The sequence below is a fragment of the Okibacterium fritillariae genome (genome assembly GCF_052783725.1).
Genome location: NZ_CP199917.1, coordinates 2,221,973 through 2,245,935 on the forward strand (window position 1 = coordinate 2,221,973; position 23,963 = coordinate 2,245,935).

23 protein-coding genes are annotated in these 23,963 nt (G+C 69.8%); 9 read left to right on the top strand and 14 right to left on the bottom strand.

Annotated features, from left to right (window positions below):
* The first annotated feature begins 84 nt into the window (after nt 1–84).
* Entirely contained in the window at nt 85–885 is an 801-nt protein-coding gene (locus tag ACUWEX_RS10285; protein ID WP_445997638.1) for an ABC transporter ATP-binding protein, read from the top strand.
* Nucleotides 886–911: 26 nt separating this feature from the next.
* Here ACUWEX_RS10285 and ACUWEX_RS10290 read toward each other — a convergent pair whose 3' ends face one another.
* Complete coding sequence (locus ACUWEX_RS10290) at nt 912–2,348, bottom strand: amidase (RefSeq protein WP_445996178.1); 1,437 nt, start codon at nt 2,346–2,348, stop codon at nt 912–914.
* A 52-nt stretch (nt 2,349–2,400) separates the two neighbouring features.
* On the opposite strand from ACUWEX_RS10290, the gene ACUWEX_RS10295 reads away from it, so the two are divergent.
* A complete protein-coding gene (locus ACUWEX_RS10295; RefSeq protein WP_445996179.1) occupies nt 2,401–3,210 on the top strand; it encodes an SDR family NAD(P)-dependent oxidoreductase in 810 nt (269 codons plus the stop codon).
* 3 nt (nt 3,211–3,213) lie between these two features.
* On the opposite strand, the gene ACUWEX_RS10300 is transcribed toward ACUWEX_RS10295, so the two are convergent.
* From ACUWEX_RS10300 to ACUWEX_RS10315, 4 genes are read right to left on the bottom strand one after another with little or no spacing between them, the layout of a single operon-like run.
* The gene (locus tag ACUWEX_RS10300; protein ID WP_077055345.1) at nt 3,214–3,792 is read right to left on the bottom strand and encodes a GNAT family N-acetyltransferase; all 579 of its coding nucleotides are present in this window, start codon (nt 3,790–3,792) and stop codon (nt 3,214–3,216) included.
* A gap of 3 nt (nt 3,793–3,795) precedes the next feature.
* Nucleotides 3,796–4,488 carry a uracil-DNA glycosylase gene (locus ACUWEX_RS10305; RefSeq protein WP_079728322.1) on the bottom strand — a complete coding sequence of 231 codons (693 nt, stop codon included), beginning with the start codon at nt 4,486–4,488 and terminating at the stop codon, nt 3,796–3,798.
* A gap of 13 nt (nt 4,489–4,501) precedes the next feature.
* Nucleotides 4,502–5,224: a peptidase S51 gene (locus ACUWEX_RS10310; protein WP_079728321.1), complete on the bottom strand. Its 723-nt coding sequence runs from the start codon at nt 5,222–5,224 to the stop codon at nt 4,502–4,504.
* Between the two features lie 9 nt (nt 5,225–5,233).
* Nucleotides 5,234–5,764 carry a phosphoribosyltransferase gene (locus ACUWEX_RS10315; RefSeq protein WP_079728320.1) on the bottom strand — a complete coding sequence of 177 codons (531 nt, stop codon included), beginning with the start codon at nt 5,762–5,764 and terminating at the stop codon, nt 5,234–5,236.
* Between the two features lie 45 nt (nt 5,765–5,809).
* Between ACUWEX_RS10315 and ACUWEX_RS10320 the strand changes: the two genes are divergently transcribed.
* Nucleotides 5,810–7,297 (top strand): MFS transporter, encoded by a 1,488-nt coding sequence (locus tag ACUWEX_RS10320; protein ID WP_445996180.1) that lies wholly within the window; start codon nt 5,810–5,812, stop codon nt 7,295–7,297.
* Nucleotides 7,298–7,363: 66 nt separating this feature from the next.
* Here the strand turns inward: ACUWEX_RS10320 and ACUWEX_RS10325 are convergent, their stop codons facing one another.
* Entirely contained in the window at nt 7,364–8,161 is a 798-nt protein-coding gene (locus ACUWEX_RS10325; protein WP_445996181.1) for an SDR family NAD(P)-dependent oxidoreductase, read from the bottom strand.
* A gap of 222 nt (nt 8,162–8,383) precedes the next feature.
* Here ACUWEX_RS10325 and ACUWEX_RS10330 point away from each other — a divergent pair, with 222 nt between their 5' ends.
* The 5 genes from ACUWEX_RS10330 (at nt 8,384) to ACUWEX_RS10350 (ending at nt 14,186) form a co-directional block, all read left to right on the top strand.
* Nucleotides 8,384–9,712 carry a bifunctional o-acetylhomoserine/o-acetylserine sulfhydrylase gene (locus ACUWEX_RS10330; protein ID WP_077055339.1) on the top strand — a complete coding sequence of 443 codons (1,329 nt, stop codon included), beginning with the start codon at nt 8,384–8,386 and terminating at the stop codon, nt 9,710–9,712.
* Nucleotides 9,713–9,813: 101 nt separating this feature from the next.
* A complete protein-coding gene (gene metX / locus ACUWEX_RS10335; RefSeq protein WP_445996182.1) occupies nt 9,814–11,016 on the top strand; it encodes a homoserine O-acetyltransferase MetX in 1,203 nt (400 codons plus the stop codon).
* A 46-nt stretch (nt 11,017–11,062) separates the two neighbouring features.
* A complete protein-coding gene (locus ACUWEX_RS10340; RefSeq protein WP_445996183.1) occupies nt 11,063–12,331 on the top strand; it encodes a sensor histidine kinase in 1,269 nt (422 codons plus the stop codon).
* Nucleotides 12,328–13,527 carry a hypothetical protein gene (locus ACUWEX_RS10345; protein ID WP_445996184.1) on the top strand — a complete coding sequence of 400 codons (1,200 nt, stop codon included), beginning with the start codon at nt 12,328–12,330 and terminating at the stop codon, nt 13,525–13,527. The genes ACUWEX_RS10340 and ACUWEX_RS10345 overlap by 4 nt, the downstream gene beginning before the upstream one ends.
* Nucleotides 13,528–13,538: 11 nt before the next feature.
* Entirely contained in the window at nt 13,539–14,186 is a 648-nt protein-coding gene (locus ACUWEX_RS10350; protein ID WP_079728314.1) for a response regulator transcription factor, read from the top strand.
* Between the two features lie 27 nt (nt 14,187–14,213).
* Here ACUWEX_RS10350 and ACUWEX_RS10355 read toward each other — a convergent pair whose 3' ends face one another.
* From ACUWEX_RS10355 to ACUWEX_RS10385, 7 genes are all read right to left on the bottom strand, one after another.
* Nucleotides 14,214–15,503, bottom strand: a complete 1,290-nt coding sequence (locus tag ACUWEX_RS10355; protein WP_079728313.1) for an MFS transporter — start codon at nt 15,501–15,503, stop codon at nt 14,214–14,216.
* A 186-nt stretch (nt 15,504–15,689) separates the two neighbouring features.
* Nucleotides 15,690–16,001 carry a thiamine-binding protein gene (locus tag ACUWEX_RS10360; RefSeq protein WP_445996185.1) on the bottom strand — a complete coding sequence of 104 codons (312 nt, stop codon included), beginning with the start codon at nt 15,999–16,001 and terminating at the stop codon, nt 15,690–15,692.
* A 17-nt stretch (nt 16,002–16,018) separates the two neighbouring features.
* Entirely contained in the window at nt 16,019–17,434 is a 1,416-nt protein-coding gene (locus ACUWEX_RS10365; RefSeq protein WP_445996186.1) for a glycosyltransferase 87 family protein, read from the bottom strand.
* Between the two features lie 38 nt (nt 17,435–17,472).
* A complete protein-coding gene (locus ACUWEX_RS10370) occupies nt 17,473–19,008 on the bottom strand; it encodes an FAD-dependent oxidoreductase (RefSeq protein WP_445996187.1) in 1,536 nt (511 codons plus the stop codon).
* Complete coding sequence (locus ACUWEX_RS10375) at nt 19,005–19,910, bottom strand: FAD:protein FMN transferase (RefSeq protein WP_445996188.1); 906 nt, start codon at nt 19,908–19,910, stop codon at nt 19,005–19,007. Before ACUWEX_RS10375 ends, ACUWEX_RS10370 begins: the two co-directional genes overlap by 4 nt.
* A 14-nt stretch (nt 19,911–19,924) precedes the next feature.
* On the bottom strand, nt 19,925–20,425 hold the full coding sequence (locus ACUWEX_RS10380) for an FMN-binding protein (protein ID WP_079728309.1): 501 nt from the start codon (nt 20,423–20,425) through the stop codon (nt 19,925–19,927).
* Between the two features lie 165 nt (nt 20,426–20,590).
* A complete protein-coding gene (locus ACUWEX_RS10385; RefSeq protein WP_445996189.1) occupies nt 20,591–21,463 on the bottom strand; it encodes an ADP-dependent NAD(P)H-hydrate dehydratase in 873 nt (290 codons plus the stop codon).
* 143 nt (nt 21,464–21,606) lie between these two features.
* Here ACUWEX_RS10385 and ACUWEX_RS10390 point away from each other — a divergent pair, with 143 nt between their 5' ends.
* On the top strand, nt 21,607–22,686 hold the full coding sequence (locus ACUWEX_RS10390) for an NADH:flavin oxidoreductase/NADH oxidase (RefSeq protein ID WP_445996190.1): 1,080 nt from the start codon (nt 21,607–21,609) through the stop codon (nt 22,684–22,686).
* Nucleotides 22,687–22,833: 147 nt separating this feature from the next.
* On the opposite strand, the gene ACUWEX_RS10395 is transcribed toward ACUWEX_RS10390, so the two are convergent.
* Nucleotides 22,834–23,898, bottom strand: a complete 1,065-nt coding sequence (locus tag ACUWEX_RS10395; RefSeq protein ID WP_445996191.1) for a hemolysin family protein — start codon at nt 23,896–23,898, stop codon at nt 22,834–22,836.
* Nucleotides 23,899–23,963 lie beyond the last annotated feature (65 nt).

The window sequence follows — 23,963 nt, forward strand, 5'->3', positions numbered from 1 at the left end:
GACGGTCTGACCGGCGACGATGCGGCGGCCCGCGATGGGCGCGGCTCGACGCCGCGCGCGGCCGCCCACGGAGACGAGACGAACATCCCGACCCGCACGCCGCTGCTGAGCGCGCGCGGGCTGTCGCGGCGGTTCGTGTCGCCGCGCGAGAACCTCTTCCAGCCGGGGCGCGTGACCGATGCGCTGAAACCCGTCGACCTCGACGTCTACGAGGGCGACACACTCGCGGTCATCGGCGAGTCCGGTTCGGGCAAGTCCACGCTCGTGCGCCTCCTCCTCGCACTCGATGCCCCGAGCAGCGGCACCGTGACCTTCGACGGCCGTGCGGTCGAACCCGGCCCGGCCGCGAAGCTGCGCTGGTTGCGCCGCGAGACCGGCATCATCTTCCAAGACCCGTATGCGTCGCTCGATCCGCGCATGAGCGTCGGACGCATCGTCGCCGAACCGCTCACGGGCCTCGGCATCCACAGCGAGGGCGATCAACGACGGCGCGTCGTCGAGGTGCTCGAGGCCGTCGGGCTCGACGCCGAAGCGGCCTCGCGGTATCCGCACGAGTTCTCGGGCGGGCAGCGTCAACGCATCGCCCTGGCCCGCGCCATCGTGCACGGGCCGCGCCTGCTCGTCGGCGACGAACCGCTGTCGGCGCTCGACGTCACGGTGCGGGCCCGCATCCTCGACCTGCTCGCCGAGCTGCGGGCGTCGCTGGGGCTCACGCTCGTCATCGTGTCGCACGACATCGGGGTGATCCAGCACCTCAGCAACCGCGTGGCCGTCATGACCGAGGGCGAGATCGTGGAGCAGGGGCCGACCACTCGTGTGCTGGGGCGGCCCGAGCATCCTTATACGCGCCGCCTGCTGAGCGCCGTGCCGACGCTCGACGCCTGACGCTCGACGCCTGACGCGACCCGGGCTCAGCGGGACGCGGCGAGCGCCGGCATCCGGTTCTGCCAGCGGAGCTTGCGCTCGAGCTGCGTGCCGATCGAGATGAGCGCGGCCTCGCCACCGGGGCGACCGATGAGCTGCACGCCCATGGGTTGTCCGTCGGCCGTGACCGCGACGGGCAGCGTGATGGCGGGCAGACCCGAGGCGTTCACGAACGAGGTGTGCGGGGCATAGAGCACCTGCTGCTCGAAGTTGCGGGCCGGGTCGGTCTGGTCGTGCCATCCGTTCGGCCGGGGTGTGAGCGCGAGGCTGGGGCTCAGCACGGCATCGAAGCGGGCGAATTGGCGGATGACGCTGCGCTCGAACCGGCCGAGCACCGACAAGACCTGCGACAGCTCGCGGGCGCCGATCTGCCGGCCGGCGCGCAGCAACTCCTGCGTGATGGGCTCGAGCAGGGCGATGCGGTCGCCGTCGACGGGCAGCGTGGCGGCCGACACGCGCCACACCGTGCGGAAGGCATCCGGGTAGACGTTGCCGTGGTCGAGCGTGACCTCCTCGATGCCGTGCCCGAACGTGGCCAGCAGCTCGACGGCCTGGGCCACGGCGGCGCGGGCCTCGGGTGCGACGACGATGTCGTAGGCGTCATCCCACGGCGTGTTGGTGAGCACGCCGATGTTGAAGCGGCCCTCACCCCGGATCGCGACACCCAACAGATCGCCGTCGTCGTCGTCGGGCGCGCGCAGGGCATAGGGATGCGGGATGCGCCCGTTCTCGCGCCCGATCATGGCGTCGAGCAGCATGGCGGCATCGCGCACGCTGCGGGCGATGGGACCCTTGACGGCGAGCCCGGCCAGCGAATCGATGCCGGAGCCCGACGGCACGAGGCCGCGCGACGGTTTGATGCCGACCAGGCCCGTTGCGGCGGCGGGGATGCGGATGGAGCCTCCCCCATCGCTCGCGGGCGCGAACGGCAGCAGGCGCGCCGCCACGGCTGCTGCGGCACCGCCCGAGGAACCTCCCGCGTTGGTGTCGAGGTCGTAGGGGTTGCGCGTGGGCTCGGCGATCGCGTTCTCGGTGTAGCCGAAGAGGCCGAACTCGGGCGTATTCGTCTTGCCGAGGCTGATCGAACCGGCGTCGTCGAGCACGCGCACGATCTCGTCGGAGGCCTGCGACACCACGCCCTCGAAGGCCTTCGAGCCAAAGGTGGTGACCGTGCCGGCGCGCTGCACGAGGTCTTTGTCGGCCAGAGGGATGCCCCAGAGCGGCGACGTCTGCGGCACCTCCTTCTCGACGAAGCGGGCCCGCTCGAGGGCGGCGTCGGCGTCGACCTGCAAGAAGGCGCCCACCTGAGGCTCTATGGCCTCGATGCGCTCGAGGAAATGGCGGGTGACCTCGACGGGGCCGAGCTCGCCCCGTTGCAGCGACACCCAGAGTTCGACGGCACCCAAATCATGAATCTCGTACACGTTCCGAGCCTACTCGCCGCCCACGCCCGGCCCGGCGCGCTACTCTCGCCCCATGGCTTTCGTCTTCGACCCCATGGGTACCACTGTTCTGATCACGGGCGCTTCGAGTGGCCTGGGGCGCGGTTTCGCCGCCGAGTTCGCCCGCCGCGGCGCCGACCTCGTGCTCGTCGCGCGCCGCCGTGACAAGCTGCAGGCGCTCGCGGATGAGCTCGGAGAACGGTACGGCACGACATCCACCGTGATCGCGGCCGACCTCGCGGCACCGGGCGGCGTCGACGAGGTGGTGTCGGGGCTCGAGGGGCGCGGCATCCGCATCGCCAGCCTCGTCAACAACGCGGGCTATGGCGTGGCGGGCCCGTTCCTGCGCTCCTCGTCGAAGGATGCCACGGGCCAGATCGACCTGAACATCACGGCGCTCGTCAAGCTCACGCACGCGCTGCTGCCGCATCTCACGGCGCACGCCGCCACGAAACCCGGCACGGGCGTGCTGCTCACGGTGTCGAGCGTCGCCGGTCACGCCCCGGTGCCCGACTTCGCGATCTATGCGGCCACGAAGGCTTTCGTGTTGTCGTTCACCGAGGCGCTCGCGTTCGAGCTCAAGGAGACGGGCGTGAAGGTTCTGGCTCTGTCGCCCGGCCCCACCGAGACCGAGTTCTTCGCCGTGGCGGGCAACGACGACCAGTCGTTCGGGCCGCGCGAGACGGTGGATCAGGTCATCCAGACCACGTTCCGGGCGCTCGACCGCGCACGCACCCCCGCGAGTGTCGTGTCGGGGCTGCGCAACAAGGTGCAGGCCGTGGGTGCGGGCGTCCTCCCCCGCGGGCTCGTGCTCGATGTCGCCGGGCGCGTCTCGGGCCGCTAAGCGCTACTTGAGCGACTTCTGCATGAGCACGGTGCCGAGCCAACGCTCGAACTTGAAGCCCACGCGCCCCATGCGCCCGATCTCGACGAAACCGAACTTCTCATGCAGGGCGATGGATGATTCGGCGCCCTTGTCGGCGATCACGGCCAGCATCTCTTTGAGCCCCGCCGCCTTCGACCGTTCGATGAGCTCGCCGAGCAGCACGCGCCCGAGTCCCTTGCCCGTGGACGCCGCGCGCAGGTAGATCGAGTTCTCGACCGTGTAGCGGTAGGCGCGCTTCTCTTTCCAGGGCGCCACAAGCGCATAGCCGAGGATCTGTTCGCTCGGCGAGACGGCCACGATGAACGGCATGCCGGCCTTGTGCAGGCGCTCGAACTTGGTCTTCCACTCCTTGAGCGTCATGGCATCTTCATCGAAGGTGACGACGCTGTTGGCGACGTAGTGGTTGTAGATCTCGCGCACGTCGGGCATGTCTTCGAGCCGCGCGTCGCGGATCTCATAGTCGAACGGCGGTTCTTCGCTGGGCTTCTTCCGCAGGTGGGGCGGGAGCCGGCGTCGGGGCTGGTATTCCTCTTCGAGCACGGCTCAAGTGTAAAGCGTCCAGTCGACCGGTTTCGCGCCGCGCCCAGCCAGCAGCTCGTTGGCACGCGAGAACGGTTTCGACCCGAAGAATCCTCGCCGAGCCGATAGCGGGCTCGGGTGCGCGCTCTCGATCACGGGGGTGTCGCCGAGCAACGGCTTGAGCCCCTGAGCATCCTTGCCCCACAGAATGGCGACGAGCGGCTGGTCGCGCGCCACGAGCGTGCGGATGGCGTGGTCGGTCACGGCCTCCCAGCCCTTCCCGCGGTGGGATGCCGCCTCCCCCGGTCGCACCGTCAGCACACGGTTCAGCAGCATCACGCCGTTGTCGGTCCATGCGCTCAGGTCGCCGTGTTCGGGCGGCGTGACCCCCGTGTCATCCGCCAGCTCGCGATAGATGTTCTGCAGGCTGCGCGGCACGGGTCGCACGTGCTTCTCGACCGCGAATGACAGACCGATGGGATGCCCGGGCGTCGGGTAGGGATCTTGACCGACGATCAGCACCCGCACGTCGCGAAGCGGCGCCCGAAAGGCCCGCAGCACGTTCTCGCCCGCGGGCAGGTATCCGCGCCCCTCGGCCGTCTCCTGCCGCAGGAAGTCGCCCAGACGGTGAATGTCGTCCTCGACGGGTTCGAGGGCTGCCGCCCACGCGGCATCCATCGACCCGTCGGCGGCCAGTTCGGCCAGCGAATGTTTCATACGGGGCGGTCGATCAGCCCTCGGCGAGCGTCACGACGCGCACGCCGTTCTCGCTGCCGGAGATCTGCCAGACGCTACCCGGGCCGACCACGCGCAGCGGGCCTTCGCCCACCACGAGCGCCGTCGCCTCGTCGATCGCGAGCACACCCTCGACGAGCCCCGCCTCGGTGGCGGCGATGGCGCGGGCCACCGTGCCCCACTGCGCGGCGTGCACGTCGACGGTCACGTCGATGAGGCCGATGCCCTGCTGGATGGTGACGTCGTCGAGTTCTTCTGAGGCATCCTCGGGGCAGACGGGCACCCCGCCGATCTGCCAGCCGCCGATGAGGGCGCGGTCGGCGGCGAGCGCGGCACCGGCCGAATAGCCGAGGTAGGGCAGCCCGTCGGCCACCTGGCGGCGGATCTCACCCGTGACGGGTTCGAGCGCGACGGCGTAGGCGGGCGTGAGGCCACCGGCGACGATGAGGCCGTCGATGTCGACGAGCGCGGTCGGTTCGAGTGTTCCGCCCTCGCGCACGAGCGCGACCACGGGCTCGCAGGCGCCCGAGCGCTCGAGCGTGCGGCGCCAGGCGGCCGCGTCGTCGGTGCCGTTGCCGTCGTGCACGATGACGACGGCGATGCGCGGGATCAGGCGCTCGCCGTGCACGGCCCGCTCGGCGGCTTCGGCGATGAACGCCCCGTAGATGGCCGGTTCTGTGTCGGCCGGCATCGGTCCGCCCACGAGGTGAATGCTCATCCCGTCAGCTTAGCGAGCCGCGGCGTCGCCCACCTCGACGGGAGGGAGCGCCGACCAGGGGAACGTGATCCACTGCGACGTGCTCTTCCAGTAGTAGTCGGGCACGAGCACGGTGCCGGGCTTCGTGTAGAGCGTGACGGTTTTGACGCGGGCGCCCGAGGCTCCCACCAGCTCGCGCACGAGGGCGAGCGTGCGGCCCGAGTCCGAGACATCGTCGACGAGCAGGATGTTCTTGTCGCGCAGCGAACCTCCGTCGAGCATGGGCGGGATGACGACGGGTTCGGGCAAGCGCTCGTCGACGCCCGTGTAGAACTCGACGTTGAGGGCGCCGCAGCTCTTCACGCCGAGGGCGTAGGCGATCGACCCGCCGAGAAGCAGGCCGCCGCGCGCGATGGCGACGACGATGTCGGGGGTGAAACCCGAGGAGAGGACGTCGTGCGCGAGCGTGCGCGTGGCCTCGCCGAAGTCATCCCAGGTGAGCACCTCGCGCTCGGGGGCGGGCGTGTTCTCGGCGGCGGGAGGAGTCACATCGTTCGTCATGTTCCAACGCTAGCGGCCTTCCCGGGCTCGCTGTAGCATCCGACAATGACGACGCCGCCCGCCCGCACCTCACGCCTGCCGCGCTCGATGGTGGGGGTCAGTGCATCCCTCATCGGATGGTTCTTCTTCGTCGAGCTGACGAGCGGCATCCTGCAGGGCTACTACGTGCCGCTCATCAGCGACCTGGTGGCGCACCTCGGCATCGTCGACGCCGACTTCAACTGGTTCGAGGCCGCGCAGCTGCTGTTGTCGGCCCTCGTCGTGCCCGTGCTCGCCAAGCTCGGCGACATGATGGGCCACAAACGGATGCTTCTCATCGCGACCGTGCTCACGGCGGGCGCGACGTGGTGGCTGTGCTTCGCGAACGACTTCTGGTCGTTCCTCGCGGCCTGGGCGCTGCAGGGGTTCTACGTGGTGTGGCTGCCGCTCGAGATCGCCCTCATCTTCGAGCGCGGGAGGACGAGCGGCCAGGCGGCATCGGATACGCGCCGCGCCGCCGGACTGCTCGTCGTGGCGCTCGAGGCGGGGGCCATCCTCGGCGCGCTCGGCGCGGGCAGCATCTTCGCGGCGCTCAGCGAGAACGTCACGCTCGCGCTCATGGTGCCGGCCGTGGCCGTCACGGCCGTGTTCTTCGTGATCCTGTTCAAGGTGCCCGAATCGGAACCCCTGCCCGGGCGCACGCTCGACGTCGTGGGCTTCGTGCTGCTCTCGCTGTCGCTGCTGCTCGTGACCTCGGGCCTCACCTTCTTGCGGCTGAACGGGCCCGAGACGTGGTGGGTGTGGGCCATCATCCTGGTCGGCGTGGCGGCGATCGTGCCGTTCGGCCGGTGGGAGCTGCGGCAGAAGGACCCGGCCATCGACCTGCGCGTGCTGCGGCAGCCGACCATGTGGCCCGTGCAGCTGACGGCGGGCCTCGTGGGCATCAGCCTGCTGGGGGCGCAGGCACCGCTCAGCACCTATGCGGGCACCGACCCCGTGAACGGCTACGGGCTCGGGCTGAGCGCGTCGCAGCGATCCATCCTGATCGGCGCCTATCTGTTGTCGATGATCGTCGGCGCGCTGCTGTTCCCGCTCGTGTCGAAGTGCACGAGCCCGCGCATCGCGCTCATCGTCGCCGCGTTCCTCGTGTCGGGCGGATACCTGTTGTTCCTGCCGTTCCATCTCGAGACGTGGCAGGTGTTCACCAATATGGCCATCGCGGGTCTCGGTTCGGGGGCGCTCGTCGGAGCGATGCCCGCCGCGGCCGCGGCGGCCGCACCGCGCGGGCAGACCGGGGTGGCGTCGGCCCTGACGAATACGACCAAGACCATCGGTGGGTCGTTCGCGTCGGCCACGTTCGGCATCGTGCTGTTCGCGGGCGCGGCGGGCGCCGTCACGTCCACTGCGTCGAGCCTCGGCGGCTACCTCGTCGTGTGGTCGGTGTGCGGCGGCGGCGCGTTGGTCGCGGCCGTGCTGTTGTTCTTCGTGCCGAAGCTGGCGTTCAGCGACGAGGTCGTGGCGGATGCGGCATCCGCCACGTCGCCCGTGGCTTGAACGCCCGGGTCGGCCCGAGTTGGCGAGCTCAGCCCCGGTCGGCCAGATAGGCCTGATCGGCCTGAGTCAGTCTTCGTCGGCCTGACGCACCCGCAGCGCGCCCTTGGACACCTTGTAGGGCGCGGCCTGGGCGACGGGCTTCACCGTGATGAGGTCGAGGTTGACGAACGGCGGCAGCTCGACGGCGTGCACGATCGTCTCGGCGATGTCGTCGGCGTACAACGGGTCGGGCACCTCGGAGTAGACGGCATCGGCCTTCGCCTGGTCGCCGCCGAAGCGCACGAGCGAGAATTCCTCGGTGTGCACCATGCCGGGCGCCACCTCGATGACACGCAGGGGCTCACCGTTCAGCTCGAGCCGCAGCACCTCGAAGAGCGCGCGCTCGGCGAACTTGGCCGCGTTGTAGCCGCCGCCGCCCGCATAGGCCACGTGGCCCGCGATCGATGTCACACCCACGATGGATGCCGATCCGCCCTCGGGGATTCCGCGGCGCAGGGCCGGCAGCAGCGCCGAGATGACGCGCTTCGTGCCGAGCACGTTGATGTCGTACATGCGCGCCCAGTCGTCGACGTCGCCGTCCTCGACCGAATCGAGCCCGAACGCGCCGCCCGCGTTGTTGACGAGAACATGGATGTCGCCGATCTCGTCCACGCGCGCGGCAAGGGCATCGACATCCGCCTGGTTCGTCAGATCGGCCACCACCCAGTCGCAGCCGGTCTCGGCGGCGAGCGCCTCGAGCCGGTCGGCACGGCGGGCCACGCCGACGACCTCCCAGCCGCGCTCGCGGAACAACCGCACGGTCGCCGCCCCAATGCCTGAACTCGCACCCGTCACCACTGCACGTCTGGTCGTCGTCGTCGTCATACCCTCAGCGTATCGCCGGTGCGAGCGGCAACGTTGCCCCACATTGCGCCACGTTGCGGGCCATTTGCCCGCACCCGGCCGCACTCCTAGTCTCGAAGCGAGGCACCGCACACGTCGTCCACCACGCACCGTCGCGTCGGCACTGCACCGCATCGCCGCAGTACCCCAGACATCCGCACGAACATCCGCTCGCATCATCCGCACCATGACCCGGGAGATCTCATGACCGACCTGAACAACCCCGACTGGAAATTCGAGACCAAGCAGATCCACACGGGCGCGCAGCCCGACCCGGTCACGAAGGCCCGGGCCACCCCGATCTACCAAACCACCAGCTACGTCTTCGACAACGCCGAGCACGCGCAGAACCTGTTCGCGCTGTCCGAATTCGGCAACATCTACACGCGCATCCAGAACCCCACGCAGGATGTCGTCGAGCAGCGTCTCGCGGCCCTCGAGGGCGGCACGGGCGCCCTGCTCGTGGCCAGCGGCCAGTCGGCCACCACCATCGCCGTGCTCAACATTGCGCAGGCGGGCGACCACATCGTGTCGTCGTCGTCCATCTACGGCGGCACCTACAACCTGTTCAAGTACACGCTGCAGAAGCTCGGCATCGAGACGACGTTCGTCGAGAACCAGGACGACTCCGAAGAGTGGGCGCGCGCCATCCGCCCCAACACCAAGCTGCTGTTCGCCGAGACCATCGGCAACCCCAAGATCAACGTGCTCGACATCCGTCTCGTCGCGGATGTCGCGCACGACGCCGGACTTCCGCTCATCGTCGACAGCACCATCGCCACGCCTTACCTCATCCGCCCCCTCGAGCACGGCGCCGACATCGTGGTGCACTCGGCGACCAAGTTCCTGGGCGGACACGGCACGACCATCGGCGGCATCATCATCGACGGCGGAAAATTCGAGTGGTCGAAGAACGTCGAGAAGTTCCCGGGGCTCACCGAGCCCGACCCGTCCTACCACGGCGCCAGCTACACGACCGCGGTCGGCGACTCCCTGGCCTACATCATCAAGGCGCGCGTGCAGTTGCTGCGCGACCTGGGTGCCGCCATCTCGCCCAACAGCGCGTGGCTGCTCATCCAAGGCATCGAGACGCTGTCGCTGCGCATCGAGCGTCACGTGCAGAACGCGCAGGAGATCGCCGAGTGGCTCGACCAGCACCCCGACATCGCGAGCGTCAACTACTCGGGCCTGCCCTCGAGCCCCTGGTATGCCGCGGCCAACCGTTACGCCCCCAAGGGTGTCGGCGCCGTGCTGAGCTTCGAGCTGAAGGGCGGGGTGGATGCCGGGCGCGAACTCGTCAACAGCCTCACCCTCTTCTCGCACCTCGCCAACATCGGTGACGTGCGCTCGCTCGTGATCCACCCCGCGTCGACCACCCACTCGCAGCTCACGCCCGAACAGCAGCTCACGACGGGTGTCACGCCCGGCCTCGTGCGCCTCTCGGTGGGACTCGAGAACATCGACGACCTGAAGGCCGACCTCACGCAGGCGCTCGCCGCGGCCAAGCGCGTGGCCGACGCCGCGCGCGTGTAGCAACCGCGCGGTCCGCGCGCAGGCCTAGCGCCACCTCCCCCGCCGCCCCGGCGTCCGTAACATGGACACCGGGGCGGCGTCGTACCGACAGAATTGAAGACATGGACTGGCAGACTTCCGCGGACACCGTTCCGTCGCGCTTCGTCACCGAGGCGGAGGCGCGCACCGTGCTCGGCAAGCCGCCGGCCTCGGGCGCCTGGCGCGACGGCGACCGGCCGGGCGACCGCCGCTTCGCCGAGCTGGGCCCCCTCGACTTCGAATCGGGCGGCCACCTGCCGCATGTGCGCCTGGCCTACGAGAGCTGGGGCGAGCTCACGCCCGAGCGCGACAACGCCATCCTCATCCTGCACGCCCTCACGGGTGACAGCCACGTCGTCGGCCAGGGCGGCCCCGGGCACAAGACGGGCGGCTGGTGGAACGGCATCGTCGGGCCCGGCCTCGCCATCGACACCGACCGCTACTTCGTCGTCGCCCCCAACATGCTGGGCGGATGCCAGGGCTCCACCGGTCCGTCCTCCTTCTCTCCCGGCGGCACCGAGTGGGGTGCCCGGTTCCCCTTCACGACCATCCGCGATCAGGTCGCCGCGCAGACGCTCTTCGCCGACGCGCTCGGCATCGACCGGTTCTTCGCCGTCATCGGCGGCTCGATGGGCGGCATGCACGCGCTCGAGTGGGCCGTCACGCATCCCGAACGGGTCGCGCGGCTCGGGCTGTTGTCGGCGCCCCCCGTGACGACATCCGATCAGGTGGCGTTGAACTCGTTGCAGCTCGAGGCCATCCGCATCGACCCGCAGTGGGCGGGTGGCGACTACTACGATGCGGCCGTCGGGCAGGGGCCGCACCGGGGGCTCGCGCTGGCCCGGCGCATGGCGCTGCTCAACTACCGCAGCCCCGAAGAGCTCAACGAGCGGTTCGGGCGGTCGTGGCAGTCCGAGATCTCGCCGCTCGGCGACAACGGGCGCTGGGCCGTCGAGTCCTACCTCGACTTCCACGGCAACAAGTTCACGAGGCGCTTCGACGCCAACAGCTATCTCGTGCTCGTCGAGGCCATGAACTCGCACGACGTGGGCCGCGGGCGCGGCGGGGTGGATGCCGCGCTCGAACGTGTCACGGCGCGCACCGTGGTCATCGGCATCGACTCCGACCGGTTGTTCCCCGTCGAGGGGCAGAGCCGCATCGCCCGCGGCATCCGCACGTCGATCGACGCGGACGCGACCGTGCTGTCGTCCTCGTTCGGTCACGACGGGTTCCTCATCGAACACGAGGCCGTGGCGCGGCACCTGGCGCGCTTGCTCGCGGCCTGACGAACCCGCACCCGCCGCGTCACCCGCGCCGGATAGGATTCTTCGTATGCCACGCGCGCCTCGAGTCGCCGCCGGCAGGGGCCCGGCGGGCACCCTCCCCCGGACGTCGTTCGGCGCGGCCGAGGCCCGGCTCTCGAGGCGGGAACAGGACCGCTTCTCCTACCAGATGGGCCGTCTGTTGGCCGTGAGCGCCGCCGCCTTCGGGCTCATCGGCACGGTCGTGAGCCTCGTCATCCTCTGGATCCCCGGCGTGCTCGCGCCCGAGCAGCCCATCGTGGCCAGCATTCCCCTCGTGCTCCTCGCGGCCGCCCACGCCCTCGCCGCGTGGCGTCCCCGAGACTTCCTCATCGTCGCCGTCGTCTCGCTGGGCTTCGTGTCGCTGCTGACCATCGGCGTGCTCATGGACGGCGCCTGGAACGTGGGCAGTTCGTCCGCCATGGGCCTCATCGCGGCGCTCGGCATCGGCGGCGTCGCGGCCGTCCTCGTCGTCAGCTGGCGCGAAATCATCCTGGGTGCCGTCGCATTCATGCTCACGATCGCCCTCTACCTCGCGCTGCTCGCGGGCACCCCCGCCAACCTGTCGGGCGGCGTCGCGCTCATCATCACGGGCTGGGGCGTCGCCGCCACATTCGGTGGATGGTTGGGCGCCAGCTTCCCGCGCGTGATGCGTCGCATCGGCCGCATCGGGCGGGCCTACAACATCGAGCGCCGCGCGAGCGAGACCGAGGCGCGCCGGCTGCGCGACGCCCGGTTGCTGCACGACACGGCACTCGCCACCCTCACACTGCTCGCTCACTCAGGTGTCGGCGTCAACGGGGAGGCCCTGCGGCGGCAAGCCGAATCCGACGGCGAGTTGCTCAGACGACTGCGCCTCGGCGAGACACCGCAGCCCGAAGCATCCGGTGACTATTCACTCACCACGACGGCCGAGGTGCCCGTCGGGGCGTCACTCGCCGGGCTGCGCTCGCGACTCGACGGGCGCGGCCTCGAGATCGACTGGCACGGCGCGGGCGAGGTCGACCTGCCGCCCGAACACCTCGAGGCCTTCGTGCTCGCTCTGTCGGAGTGCCTCGAGAACGTGCGCCGTCACGCGCAGGTGACCCGGGCCCATGTCACGCTGAGCGACGACGAGACCGCCGCACGCGCCGTCGTGACCGACGCGGGGGTCGGATTCGACCCCGACGAGATCCCCGGCGGACGACTCGGTTTTCGCGAATCGGTCATCGCGCGGCTCGACGACATCGGGGGCACCGTGCGCGTCTTCTCGGCACGCGGCGCCGGCACGACCGTCGTCCTGGAGGTCACGAAACAATGAGCGTTCCCCTCGACACCAACCCCCGGGCCGGTCGCCGCACCGAACGCGTGCGGTCGAACCTCGGCACGTCCCAGCTCGGCAGCGGGCTCGCGGTGGCGGGCGCCTTCATCGTGGCCAACGGCCTGTGGCGGTTCCTCACGCACCTCGGCGACTACCCGCGTCTGCCCCTCAACGTGGCCGCGTGGGCGGTCTTCGCGGTCTCGGTCGCCCTCATCGCCTGGCTCGTGCGGCGCCGCGGCTATCTGCTCGACCTGCCCGTCTTCATCCTGCTGCTCGCGGCCCTGGGCGCCACCGTGGCGCTCGACCTCACGGCCATCTGGGGGCTCAGCGGAGCCCGGCTCTACCCCTCGGCGTCCGTCGCGGTCGGCGGTGCGCTTCTCGCCGCCGTCACGCTCCGTCCGGCGCGCGAGGTCGCCGTGGTCACGGCCCTGCTCGGCCTCGCGCTCGTCGCCGTGTTCCTTTCGGAGCAGCGCTCCTCCCCCGCCACCATCGCGCCGCAGCTGCTCACGCTGACCCTCACGGTCGGGCCCGCCTTCGTCGGGTGCGCCGTCGTCGCGTCCTACCGGCGCATGGTGCGCATGGCGCTCGACCGTGTGCTCATCCAGTCGACCGTCGCCGCGCCGGCCTTCGGCGTCAGCATGCTCGAAACAGAAGAGCTCGCGGCGCTCGACCGTGAGGTCGAAGAACTCTTCGCCGACGTGTCCTCGGGGCGTGAACCACTGCCGCTGACACCCGCGCGCGCCTCGCGGGCGCAGGAGCTCGCCACCGAGCTGCGGCAACACCTCGTACAAAACCGCAGCACGAGCTGGCTGGTGCACGCCATCGCCGAATCCGAATTCCTGGGCGACTCGATCGACGTCGTCGACCCGCACGGCCTCGCCGCCACGCTCGATCAGCGGCAACGCGACGGTCTGCTGAGCGCCCTCTGGCTGCTCATCAGCGCCAACCCGAGACAGGTTCCGTCGGTCGAACTGCGTTTCCCGGCCCTGCCGCTGCCGCCCGTCGACACGCCCACGCAACGTTTCCCGCTCGTCATCGTGGTCGAGGGCGTGCGCCGCACGGCCGTCGAACCGGGCACCTGGCTGGGATTCTCGCGTGTGGGAAGCTATGTCGATGCCGCACGCCCGCTCGGAATTACGGTAGAAATTGAATGCACGGTCGAGAGCCCTGCCGCTCGCACACCGAGCCGTCACTGACAGGAGAACCGATGCCGAACACCCTGAGCAACATCCGCCTGGCGATCGTCGACGATCACAGGATGCTCCTCGGAGCCCTCACCGAGTGGGTGCGCAGCGCCGCCGACGACATCGACATGGTCGTCGCCGTGCCCACCTGGCCCGAACTCCTGACCGCGAAAGAGTTCCCCGTCGACGTCGTGCTGCTCGACCTCGACCTCAAGGACAACATCCCCGTCTCGCTCAAGCTGTCCACGCTGAAGGCCGCCGGCGTCAGGACCGTGCTCATGAGCACGTACTCCGACCCCGCCGTCGTGCGCGAGGCGCTGGCGGCCGGCGCAGTCGGCTACCTCGTCAAGAGCGAGGACGCCTCCATGATCGCCGAGGCCATCCGTGCCGCCAACCGCGGCGAGTCCTACATCTCGGCCGAACTCGACCTGGCGCTCAACGCGACCGTGTCGGGTGGGCCGAAGCTCAGCGCGCAGGAGCGCCGCGTCATGGCGCTCTATGCCGCCGGCGAACCCGTCAAGACAGTCGCGTTCGAGCTCAGCATCTCGGAAGAGACGGCCAAGAGCTACCTCAAGCGCATCCGCGAGAAGTACCGCCTCGCCGGCCACGACGTCGGCACCAAGGTGGCGCTGCGCAAGCGCGCCATCCTCGACGGCATCATCGTCGACTAGCGGCGGGCCGGCCCCGCGAGGGCGAGCTTACGAACGGGTGGATGCTGCGGCATCCGCCCGTTCTGCATTCTGGTCGAGCGGTTTCACGCCACGAGATGCGGCGCTGCGGCTCTCGGTGGCGTAGCTCAGCACGGCGAGGGCGATACCCGCGACAGTCAGCACGGCGCCCACCCAGACGGGCGAGAGGTAGCCGGCGCCGGCCGCGATGGTGACACCGCCGAGGAACGCTCCGAGGGCGTTGCCGATATTGAGGGCGGAGTGGTTCAGGGCGGCGGCGATCGATTGGCTGTCGCCCGCGACATCCATCAAGCGGGTCTGGATGGTGGGGCCGATGCCCTGTGCCGCGAAACCGGTCGCGAACACGAAGAAGAACAGCGCCGGCAGCCACGCGGCCGTGAGAGCGAGGCCGACGAGCACCACGAGCATGAGCGGGAAGAACACGAAGAGCGAGAGCTTGACGCTCTTGTCGGCGATGTGGCCGCCCACGAAATTGCCGATGGTCATGCCGAGGCCGATGGCGAACAGCACCCAGGGCACGAGGCCGGCGCTCTCGCCCGTGACATCGGTGACGATGGGAGCGATGTAGCTGTAGACGGCGAAGAAACCGCCGAAACCGATCGAGCCGATGAGCAGCGCGAACCACACCTGGGCGCGCGTGAACGCCTTGAGCTCTTTGCGCATGGTCTGACCCGCGTCGCCCGGCTGCTGCGGCACCGCGAACCACACGGCCGCGGTGGCGAGGGCGAAGACGATGGCGACCAGGAAGTAGGCCGAGCGCCAGCCGAACGATTGGCCGACAAAGGTGGCGAGCGGCACGCCGATCATGTTGGCGATCGTGAGGCCCGACATGACGAGGGCAACGCCGCGTGCGCGCCGGCCCGGACCCATAAGCCGGGCCGCGACGAGCGAGGCGATGCCGAAGTAGGCGCCGTGCGGGATGCCTGCGATGAAACGCGAGATGAGCACCGTCTCGAAGGTGGGCGCGAGCGACGTGGCGACGGTCGCGATCGTGAAGGCCGCGCCCAGGATGACGAGCACGTAACGCCGGGGGTAGCGGGCGACGAAGGCCGCGATCGTGGGCGCGCCGACGACGACGCCGAGGGCATAGGCGCTGATGAGCCAGCCGGCCTGGGCGTTGGCGTGCTCGGCCGAATCGGCGAAGAGCGCGGGCAGCAGGTCGCGCGCGATATCGGGCAGCAGACCCATGGCGACGAACTCGGTCGTGCCGATGCCGAACGACCCGATGGCGAGGGCGATCAGGGCAAGACGAATGCGGGTCGACGACAGCGGTGTCGACCCGTCGGTGGCGGCAGGCATGCGCTCAGTCTAGGCGCGTTCCGATCCGGAATCGAATCGATTCGATCATCGGGTTCCGGCGGCGACACGGAGTGGCGATGAAGCGGCGGCGAAGCGGTGAATCCGCAACCCGGCGCGAGGGCCAAACGGACAGACCGGCGGGCAGCGGAGGAGTCAAGCGACCGCACCGCCCCGCCACCGAACGCGCTACTCCCGGATGCGGTCGAGGGCGCTCTCGAGACGGTCGACCTTGCCCGTCAATTCGCCCGTGTGGCCGGGGCGGATGTCGGCCTTCAGCACGAGCGAGACGCGCGGGCCGAACGCACCGACGGCCTCGGTGGCGCGGCGGATGACGTCGAAGACCTCGTCCCACTCCCCCTCGAGTGTCGTGAACATCGAGTCGGTGTGGTTGGGCAGACCCGATTCACGCACGATCTTGACGGCGGCGGCCACGGCGTCGTGCACCGAGGCATCCTCGTTCGAACCGCCGGATGGGGCGACGCTGAAGGCGACCAACATGATTTCTCCTCGGATAGTTAGGCGGATGCGAGTGGGACCGCGGCCCGGGCCTCGGAGCCCGCGCGCCAGATCTCGACGGCGACGATGACGAGCATGACGGCGAGGCCGGCGTTGCGCAGGGTGATGAGCAGCACCATCCACGTCTGGGTCTGCACGAGCGCGTCGTAGTAGTAGGGGTAGATGATCTGCGTCATGGCCGCGACGACCAGCGTGAGTCCGGCCAGCAGGGGCGCGCGCCGGCCGCCGACCACGATGAGCGCCGCGACGGGCGCGACGAGCCAGGAGAGGTACTGCGGCGACCCGACCTTGTTGAAGACGATGAACACCAGCACGAGCGCGAGGGCCACCTGGGGGAAGAGGCGCACGGCCGAGGCGCCGGCCCGGGTGGCGCGCCATCCGAACCAGGCCACGACGGCGAGGGCGATGACGAGCAGCGGCGTCATGAGGGTCGAGACGACGCCCGCGCCCGTTCCGGTGAGCTGGAAGGTGAGGATTTCTCGATCGAAGTAGGTCGTGAAACCGGGCGCCCCGAACGACGTCGCCCAGAGGTAGGGCACGGCGACGGGCGATTCGATCTGGATGCCGCGGCCCGTCTGCTCGGTGATGAAGCTGAAGACCGTGAGGCCCGAGCCCGCGATGAGCGCCGCGGCGACGATGGCGACCGAGGTGCCGGCGGCCGCAGCGGCCACGCGCCAGCGACTGCGCAACACGATGAAGGCCGCCGCCAGGATCGCGGCCGGCCAGATCTTGATCCACGTGGCCACGGCGAGCAGCACCGACGCGACGATCGGGCGATTCACCGCGATGAGCATGGCGATGAGCGACAGGGATGCCGTGAGCGCATCGAGCCGGGCAACGCCGATCACGCCGAACAGCAGCAGGAACGCGAGCCACCACCAGGCGGCCAGGCAGCGGGCACGCGTGCGGGTGCCGCGTTGGGCGCTGCCGAGGAGGAACCAGAACGCCACGGCGTCCAACGCAGCCACGAGCACGAGCCAGGCGAAGCCGTAGCCCACCACGCTCGTGCCGCCGAGAAGCGGGATCGCCATGGGCACGAGCGCCGCGATGGGGTAGACCCAGACGGCGTCGATGCCGACGACCGGTCCCCCGGCGAGCGCCTCGCGCATCCAGCCGAGGTAGACACCCGTGACGTCGTTGAGCGGCGTGTTCGGGGCGTAGATGACGCCGAGCGAGACGATGACGTGGACGACGACGAAGGCCACCCAGAGAACGGGGGCCGACCAGAGCAAGCCATCGGCCGGGAAGGAGTCCGCGGCCGGCACGCCGCCGGATGCGCGGGACGACGTCGGCGACATTCGGGGCGCGTCACCCTGCCCCGAGGCAGACGCGGCATCGGCAGATCCGGACGCGGATGCAGCCCCAGGCACGGAGCGGGGCACGGCGGCGGACGACGAAGACGGTTCGGAAGACATCGCCCTCATCCTATTGTTCGGCCGCGCCCCGCCGCCGATCAATACCCGGAGAAGTAGTCGCTGTGAACCCGGCGCACACCGGCCTGCCGCAGCGCGGGCTTCAGCGCGTCGACGAGGCCGGGAGGGCCAGAGATCAGCGTCGTGCGCTCGGTCAGGTCGGGCACATGCTCGCGCAACCGGTCGCCGTCGATACGCCCCGCGCCGATGTACTTCCACCCGGTCGGCAGCGTGTCGGGTGCTTCGGGCGCCGAGATGAACACGCGGGCCCCCGAGGCTTCGAGCTCGGGCAGATAGGCGAGGGCCTCGACATCCGATACGGCGTAGACGAGCACGACGTCACGCTTCTCGCCACGTCGCTGCGCCTCGGTCAGCTGGGAGACGAAGGGCGTGACGCCGATGCCCGCGGCGACGAGCAGCAGGGGCGCGGCCGGGTCGGCGGGCAGCAGGAAGTCGCCCCACACGCCCGTGGCCGAGATGCGCTGGCCGGGCTCGAGGCTGACGAGGGCGCGCTTCAGCGACGATGCCGGCTCGGGCAGGCTGAACGCGATGGCGACGGGTGTCGGCGCATCGGTCGGATGCGCGGCCGACGGCGCCGACACGAGGCTGAACACGCGGCGGCTGCCCCTCCTGTCGGCGGGCCCGTGCGGCACCGTGACCTCGAGGTATTGGCCCGCGTGATAGCGCACGGGCGCGCTCGGCTGGAACGTGAGCTCGACGGTTCCGGGCGTCGGGCGCCGCTGGCCGACGAGGCTCAGGCGGATGCGGCGGCGCTGGCCGAAGCCGAAGGCCACGAGGTTCGCCACGAGCAGGGCCAGTTCGGGCGAGGAGAACAGCACCTCGAACAGGTTGAACGGGATGGCGAACAGCACGGCCGCGATGGTCGCCACGACGAATTGCTGCCAGCGCCTCGGCGGCAGAGTGAGCGGCTCCGAGAGCATGAAACCCGCGATGAAGATGATCGGGTAGGACGCCAGGGCCGTGCCGACGGCTCCCCCGACATCCTGGCCGAAGAGGAGCAGGCGGATCGTGACGATGACGAGCGAGACGAGGATGAACCATCCGCCGATGCCGAGCCGGCGCGTGCGGTAGAGGATGAGGAAGGCGCCGATGGCCACGAACGGCAGGAGCGGCGTGGTGGCCACCCACCAGATCGACGGGTCGATGGCCGTGACGGTGACGAAGAACGCGCCGAAGGCCGCCGGGTTGAAGATGTGGCGTCCCCGCACCGCGAGCGCGTATTTGCTCGCCGTGGCGACCGCGCCGGCCAGCACGATGCCGCCGAGACCCGCCGGTTCGAGCGACGGCTGCAGGATGAAGAAGAGCAGCAGGCCCGTGATGATGGCCGAGCCGTCTTGCGGGCGCACCCGGAACAGCAGCCCGAACACGCGACCCGCAACGAGGCACGTGAGCACGGCGGCCGCGGCGCTGCCGAGCAGCACCAGCGGGTCGAACGAGATGAGGTCGGGCGAGAGCACCGAGAAGATGAGCGTGACCGCGAGGAGAGCGAACAGCACGCCCATCACGAGGGTGTACATGCCCACGCGCCCCAAGCGCACATCGAGCAGTCGTTTCATACGAAGATCTCTCCCTGGAAAGTGGGGGTGCGTTCGAGGCGACCCGACGAGAAGATGCGGACCCCGTCGGCACCGAACTCCTCGCGGAGTGCCGACGGGTCGGTGAAGAAGAGGGCCGTGGCCACGCCGTCGGCCGTGCGAGCGTCGGCGGCCAGGGCCCAGGTGGCGGCGACCTGCGGCGTCGGGAGCCCCGTGCGGCCGTCGATCACGTGGTGCAGGCCGTTGCCCCACGCCCGGCGGTTGGTAGCCGAGGCGCACAGGGCGGCGTCGCCGAGCTCGACGACTCCGACGGCCTTCGAGGGGTCGTACGGATGCTCGAGCGCCACGCGGATGGGCGCACCGCGACGGAACAGATCGCCCGAGGCATCCACCGTGAAGCTGTCGAAGCCGGCGTCATCGAGCAGCGCCACGACGAGGTCGACGAGATAGCCCTTACCGGCCGCGCCGACGTCGACGGTCACGGGACGTGTGGTGTGCACGACGGACCCGGCCCGCACCGCGGACGTGTCGTCGACGACATCCGCCAGTCGCAGCACGGTCGAGGGGGCGGGCTCGGCGGCGGTGGGCACGAGCGAATACTGCGCGTCGTACCCCAACGAGACGAGCGCGTCCCCGACGAACGGCGTCACGGCCCCCGACGTCACGCGGTAGAGCCGCTCATACACCTCGATGAGCGGCTGCGCGTCGGCGGGAACCCGATAGGCCCCCGCCGACCGCGCCAGCCGCGTCACCAGCGAATCCTCGCGAAATCGCGAGTAATCGCGGTCGAATTGATCGATGCGCGCGGCGATCGCCTGGCGCAGGGCCGTTGGCACCTCACGGTCGGTGTCGATCTGCCACCGCGTGCCGATGGCGTCGAAAACGTAAGGCTCGGGCCCACGCGGGGCGGATGTCGGTGCCACGGCCTCGCCCGACACTAGGAGGCGTCGGCGATGATCTTGTCGATGGCGTCGTTGAACCCGCCGCTCGTGAGCGACGACCCGGCCACCTTCGACACGTTGAGGTCGTCGATCGACTTGCCCACGACGATGTCGTTGATGCCGTCGACGAACTCGCCCTGATACTTCTTCGAGTTCGGGTTGGTGGCGTTCGACGTGACGTCGAGGTCCTCGACCACACCACCCGCGAGGGTCAGCTTCACGGTGATCGACTCTTCTCCACCCGGGGAGTTGTACGAGCCGTCTTCGGTGTAGGTGCCGTCTTTCAGCGCGCTGGCGTCGGCGCCCGAGCCGGCCGCGCCCGACGACGATTCCGAGGTGGCGCCCGCCGCGGGCGTGCTCGCGCTCGTGCTGCCGCTGCCGGACGTGCTGCCCGTGCCCTCGGCGTCGGCTCCGGCGGAGGAGCACCCCGCGAGGCCACCGATCACGGCGATTCCGGCGAGTGCTACGGCGGTGTTCTGTCGAGTACTGGTCTTCATGGTGATCTGCTCCCTGTGGCGGTAGATGTGGTTCAACCGTAGGAAGCGAACCGCGGCTACTACTGGGAACATTCTATGAACAGGCTATGCGCCACGGGCCCGGAATGTCGGGGCGGTCGGAGAAGTGCCCGTGAATCCGGGCGACGCCGATGGGTTACCTGAACGTTAGTGTGAGGGCGAATTCAGCCAACTTTTTATGGCCGATCCGAGGATGTCGGCCACGTCGAGCGCGGCCATCGGTCCCCCGGCCGACGCGAGCTCGGCGGCGCGCGCGTGCAGCAGCGCTCCCGTGGCGGCCAGGGGTGCCAGGGCCCCGGCATCCGCGTCGATCGCGTCACGGTGGGTGGCCACGAGCGCGCCCAAGACTCCGCCCAGCACATCGCCCGAGCCGGCGGTCGCGAGCCACGACGGCGCGCCCGAGACCGTGAGGCGTGCGCCATCCGGGTCGGCGATGTAGGTGGTGTTGCCCTTCAGCAGCACCACGGCACCCGAGGCCTCGGCGGCGCGCACGGCCCAGTCGGCCGGGGCCTGCTTCACGGTATCCACGTCGGTATCGATGCCCGCGCGCCCGAGCAGCACCACGAGCTCGGAGAAGTGCGGCGTCAGAATGCTCTTCGTGCGCCCGCCACCATCTCCCCCCATCAAGCGATGTTCGGCGAAGAGGCCCAGCACACCCGCGTCGATCACGGCGGGGTCGCCCGATTCGAGGGCACGGATGATGCGGGCGCGACGCTTCGGCTTCAACGCCTGCTCGTCGATACCCGAGCCGATCACCCAGGCCTGCACGCGTCCGTCGGCCGTGACGACCTCGGGCCGCCGGGCCAGAACCAACTCGCTCGGATGCCGCGGCCCCAGGTAGCGCACCATCCCCACGCCCGTGCGGTGCGCCGCCTGCACGCTCAGCACGGCGGCCCCCGGGTAGGACGTCGACCCCGTGATCGCGCCCAGCACCCCCCGCGAGTATTTGTCGTCGTCGGGTGCGGGCACGGAAATCCAGCGTGCCGCGTCGTCGTCGGTGAATGCCGTCCACTCGCTCATGCCTCCACCCTACGGCCGGAATATCTGGCGGCGCAGGCCGCTTGTCCCCTGTGGCGCGCGTGTGCTCGCACCGCGTCGCTCTCATCACTGTCGATCGGCGGCTCTCCCCGTCGGTCCGCTCGTTCAGCCTCACAAGGAGCAGGATGTCTCACCTCTTCAGCCCCCTCACCGTCCGCACCCTCACACTGCGCAACCGTCTCTGGGTGGCGCCCATGTGCCAGTACTCGGTCATGGAGCGCGACGGCATCCCCGTCGACTGGCACCTCGTGCACCTCGGCCAGTACGCGTCGGGCGGCGCCGGGCTCGTCGTCACCGAGGCCACGGCCGTCAGCCCCGAGGGCCGCATCTCGCCCGAAGACACCGGCATCTGGAACGACGCGCAGAAGGATGCCTGGGTGCGCATCGTCGACTTCCTGCACTCCCAGGGTGCCGCCGCCGGCATCCAGCTCGCTCACGCGGGTCGCAAGGCCTCCACCTTCGCGCCGTGGGGACCGCACACGGGCCACGGCTCGGTGCCCCTCTCCGACGGCGGATGGCAGACCGTCGGCCCCTCGGCCGTTCCGTTCGGCGACTATGCCACGCCCGAGGCGCTCGACGCCGACGGCATCGAGAAGGTCGTCGAGGACTTCCGCAGTGCGGCCGTGCGCGCGCGCCTGGCCGGGTTCGACGTGCTCGAGGTCCACGCCGCCCACGGCTACCTGCTGCACCAGTTCCTGTCTCCCCTGTCGAACGACCGCACCGACGAATACGGCGGATCGCTCGAGAACCGTGCCCGCCTGCTGCTGCGCGTGGTCGAGGCCATCCGCGAGGTCGCCGGCGATCTGGCCCTCTTCGTGCGCTTCTCGGCCAGCGACTGGACCGAGGGCGGCTGGAACGAGGATGACACCGCCACCGTGGCCGGCTGGGCCCGAGACGCCGGCGCCGACCTCTTCGACATCTCGTCGGGCGGCAACGTGCCGGCCGCCAACATCACCGTGGGACCCGGCTACCAGGTGCCGTTCGCCGCGCACGTGAAGCAGCAGGCCGGCGTGCCCGTCTCGGCCGTCGGACTCATCACCGAGCCGGCCCAGGCCGACAAGATCGTCGCAACAGGCGACGCCGACGCAGTCATGGCCGGCCGCGAGTTCCTGCGCGACCCGCACTTCGCGGCCCGTGCAGCCTTCGAGCTGGGCGACACGCTCGACTACCTGCCCGGCCAGTACGAGCGCGCGCCGCGCAGCTAGCTCGGCCTCGGGCGCTCTGGCGCTGGCATGCGAAAGGCGGCCATCCCCTCGGGGTGGCCGCCTTTCGTGTGTCGAGCCGAATGCCAGGTCCTCAGGCCGTCAGGCCGTCACGCCGTCAGGCCGTCAGGTCGTCACGCCGTCGCGCTGTCAGCCGCGCTGGCGCTGCCCGCGCTGCGTGGCGTCTTCGACCTCGCCGACGAGCTCCTCGATGATGTCCTCGAGGAACAGCACACCCGTGGTCGTGCCCTCGGAGTCGAAGGTGCGCGCGAGGTGCGAACCGCTGCGGCGCATCGACGTGAGCGCGTCTTCGAGATCGGTGTCGTCGAAGATGGACACCAACTGCCGCACGCGCTTCGACGGGATCGGCAGGGTCTCCTCGCCCGGCTCTTCGTCGGCTTCGAGCTTCAGGACGTCTTTCAGGTGGAGATAGCCCACGGGAGCCTGTTCGTCGTCGACGACCACGTAGCGCGAGAACCCGTGGCGGGCCACCGAGCGCTCGAGGTCTTCGGTCGTCGCGTTCTCGCCGAGCGTCACGAGCTGGTCGAGGGGCACGGCCACATCGCGGGCCTTCTTCTCGGTGAATTCGAACGCCGCCACGAGCGCGCCGGTCGAGTCTTCGAGCACGCCCTCTCGCGTCGACTGACCGACGATGGTGGCCACCTCATCCAGCGTGAATGTCGAGGCAGCCTCGTCTTTCGGCTCGACGCGGAACAGCCGCAGCACGAGGTTGGCGACGGCGTTGAGCGACCAGATGATGGGCTTGAACACGCGCGACACGAACACGAGCGGCGGCGCCAAGAGCAGCACGGCGCGGTCGGGAATCGAGAACGACAGGTTCTTGGGCACCATTTCGCCGAAGACCACGTGCAGGTAGGACACGACGATCAGCGCGATGACGAACGCGATGGTCGAGATGAACTCCTCAGGCAGCCCTGTGAGCGCCAGCGGCACCTCGAGCAGGTGGTGGATGGCGGGCTCGGACACGTTCAAGATCAGCAGCGAACACACCGTGATGCCGAGCTGGCTCGTGGCCAGCATGAGCGTGGCGTGCTCCATGGCCCAGAGCGCCGTGATGGCGCTGCGTTTGCCCTGCTCGGCGAGCGGTTCGATCTGCGAGCGGCGGGCCGAGATGACGGCGAACTCGGCGCCGACGAAGAAGGCGTTGCCGAGCAGCAGCACGACGAGCCAGGCTATTCCTGCCCAATCGCTCATGATCGGTCTCCCTTCTTCGTGGTGGTGCGTTTATCGCGCTCGACAGGTTCGACGGGCTCGGCGGC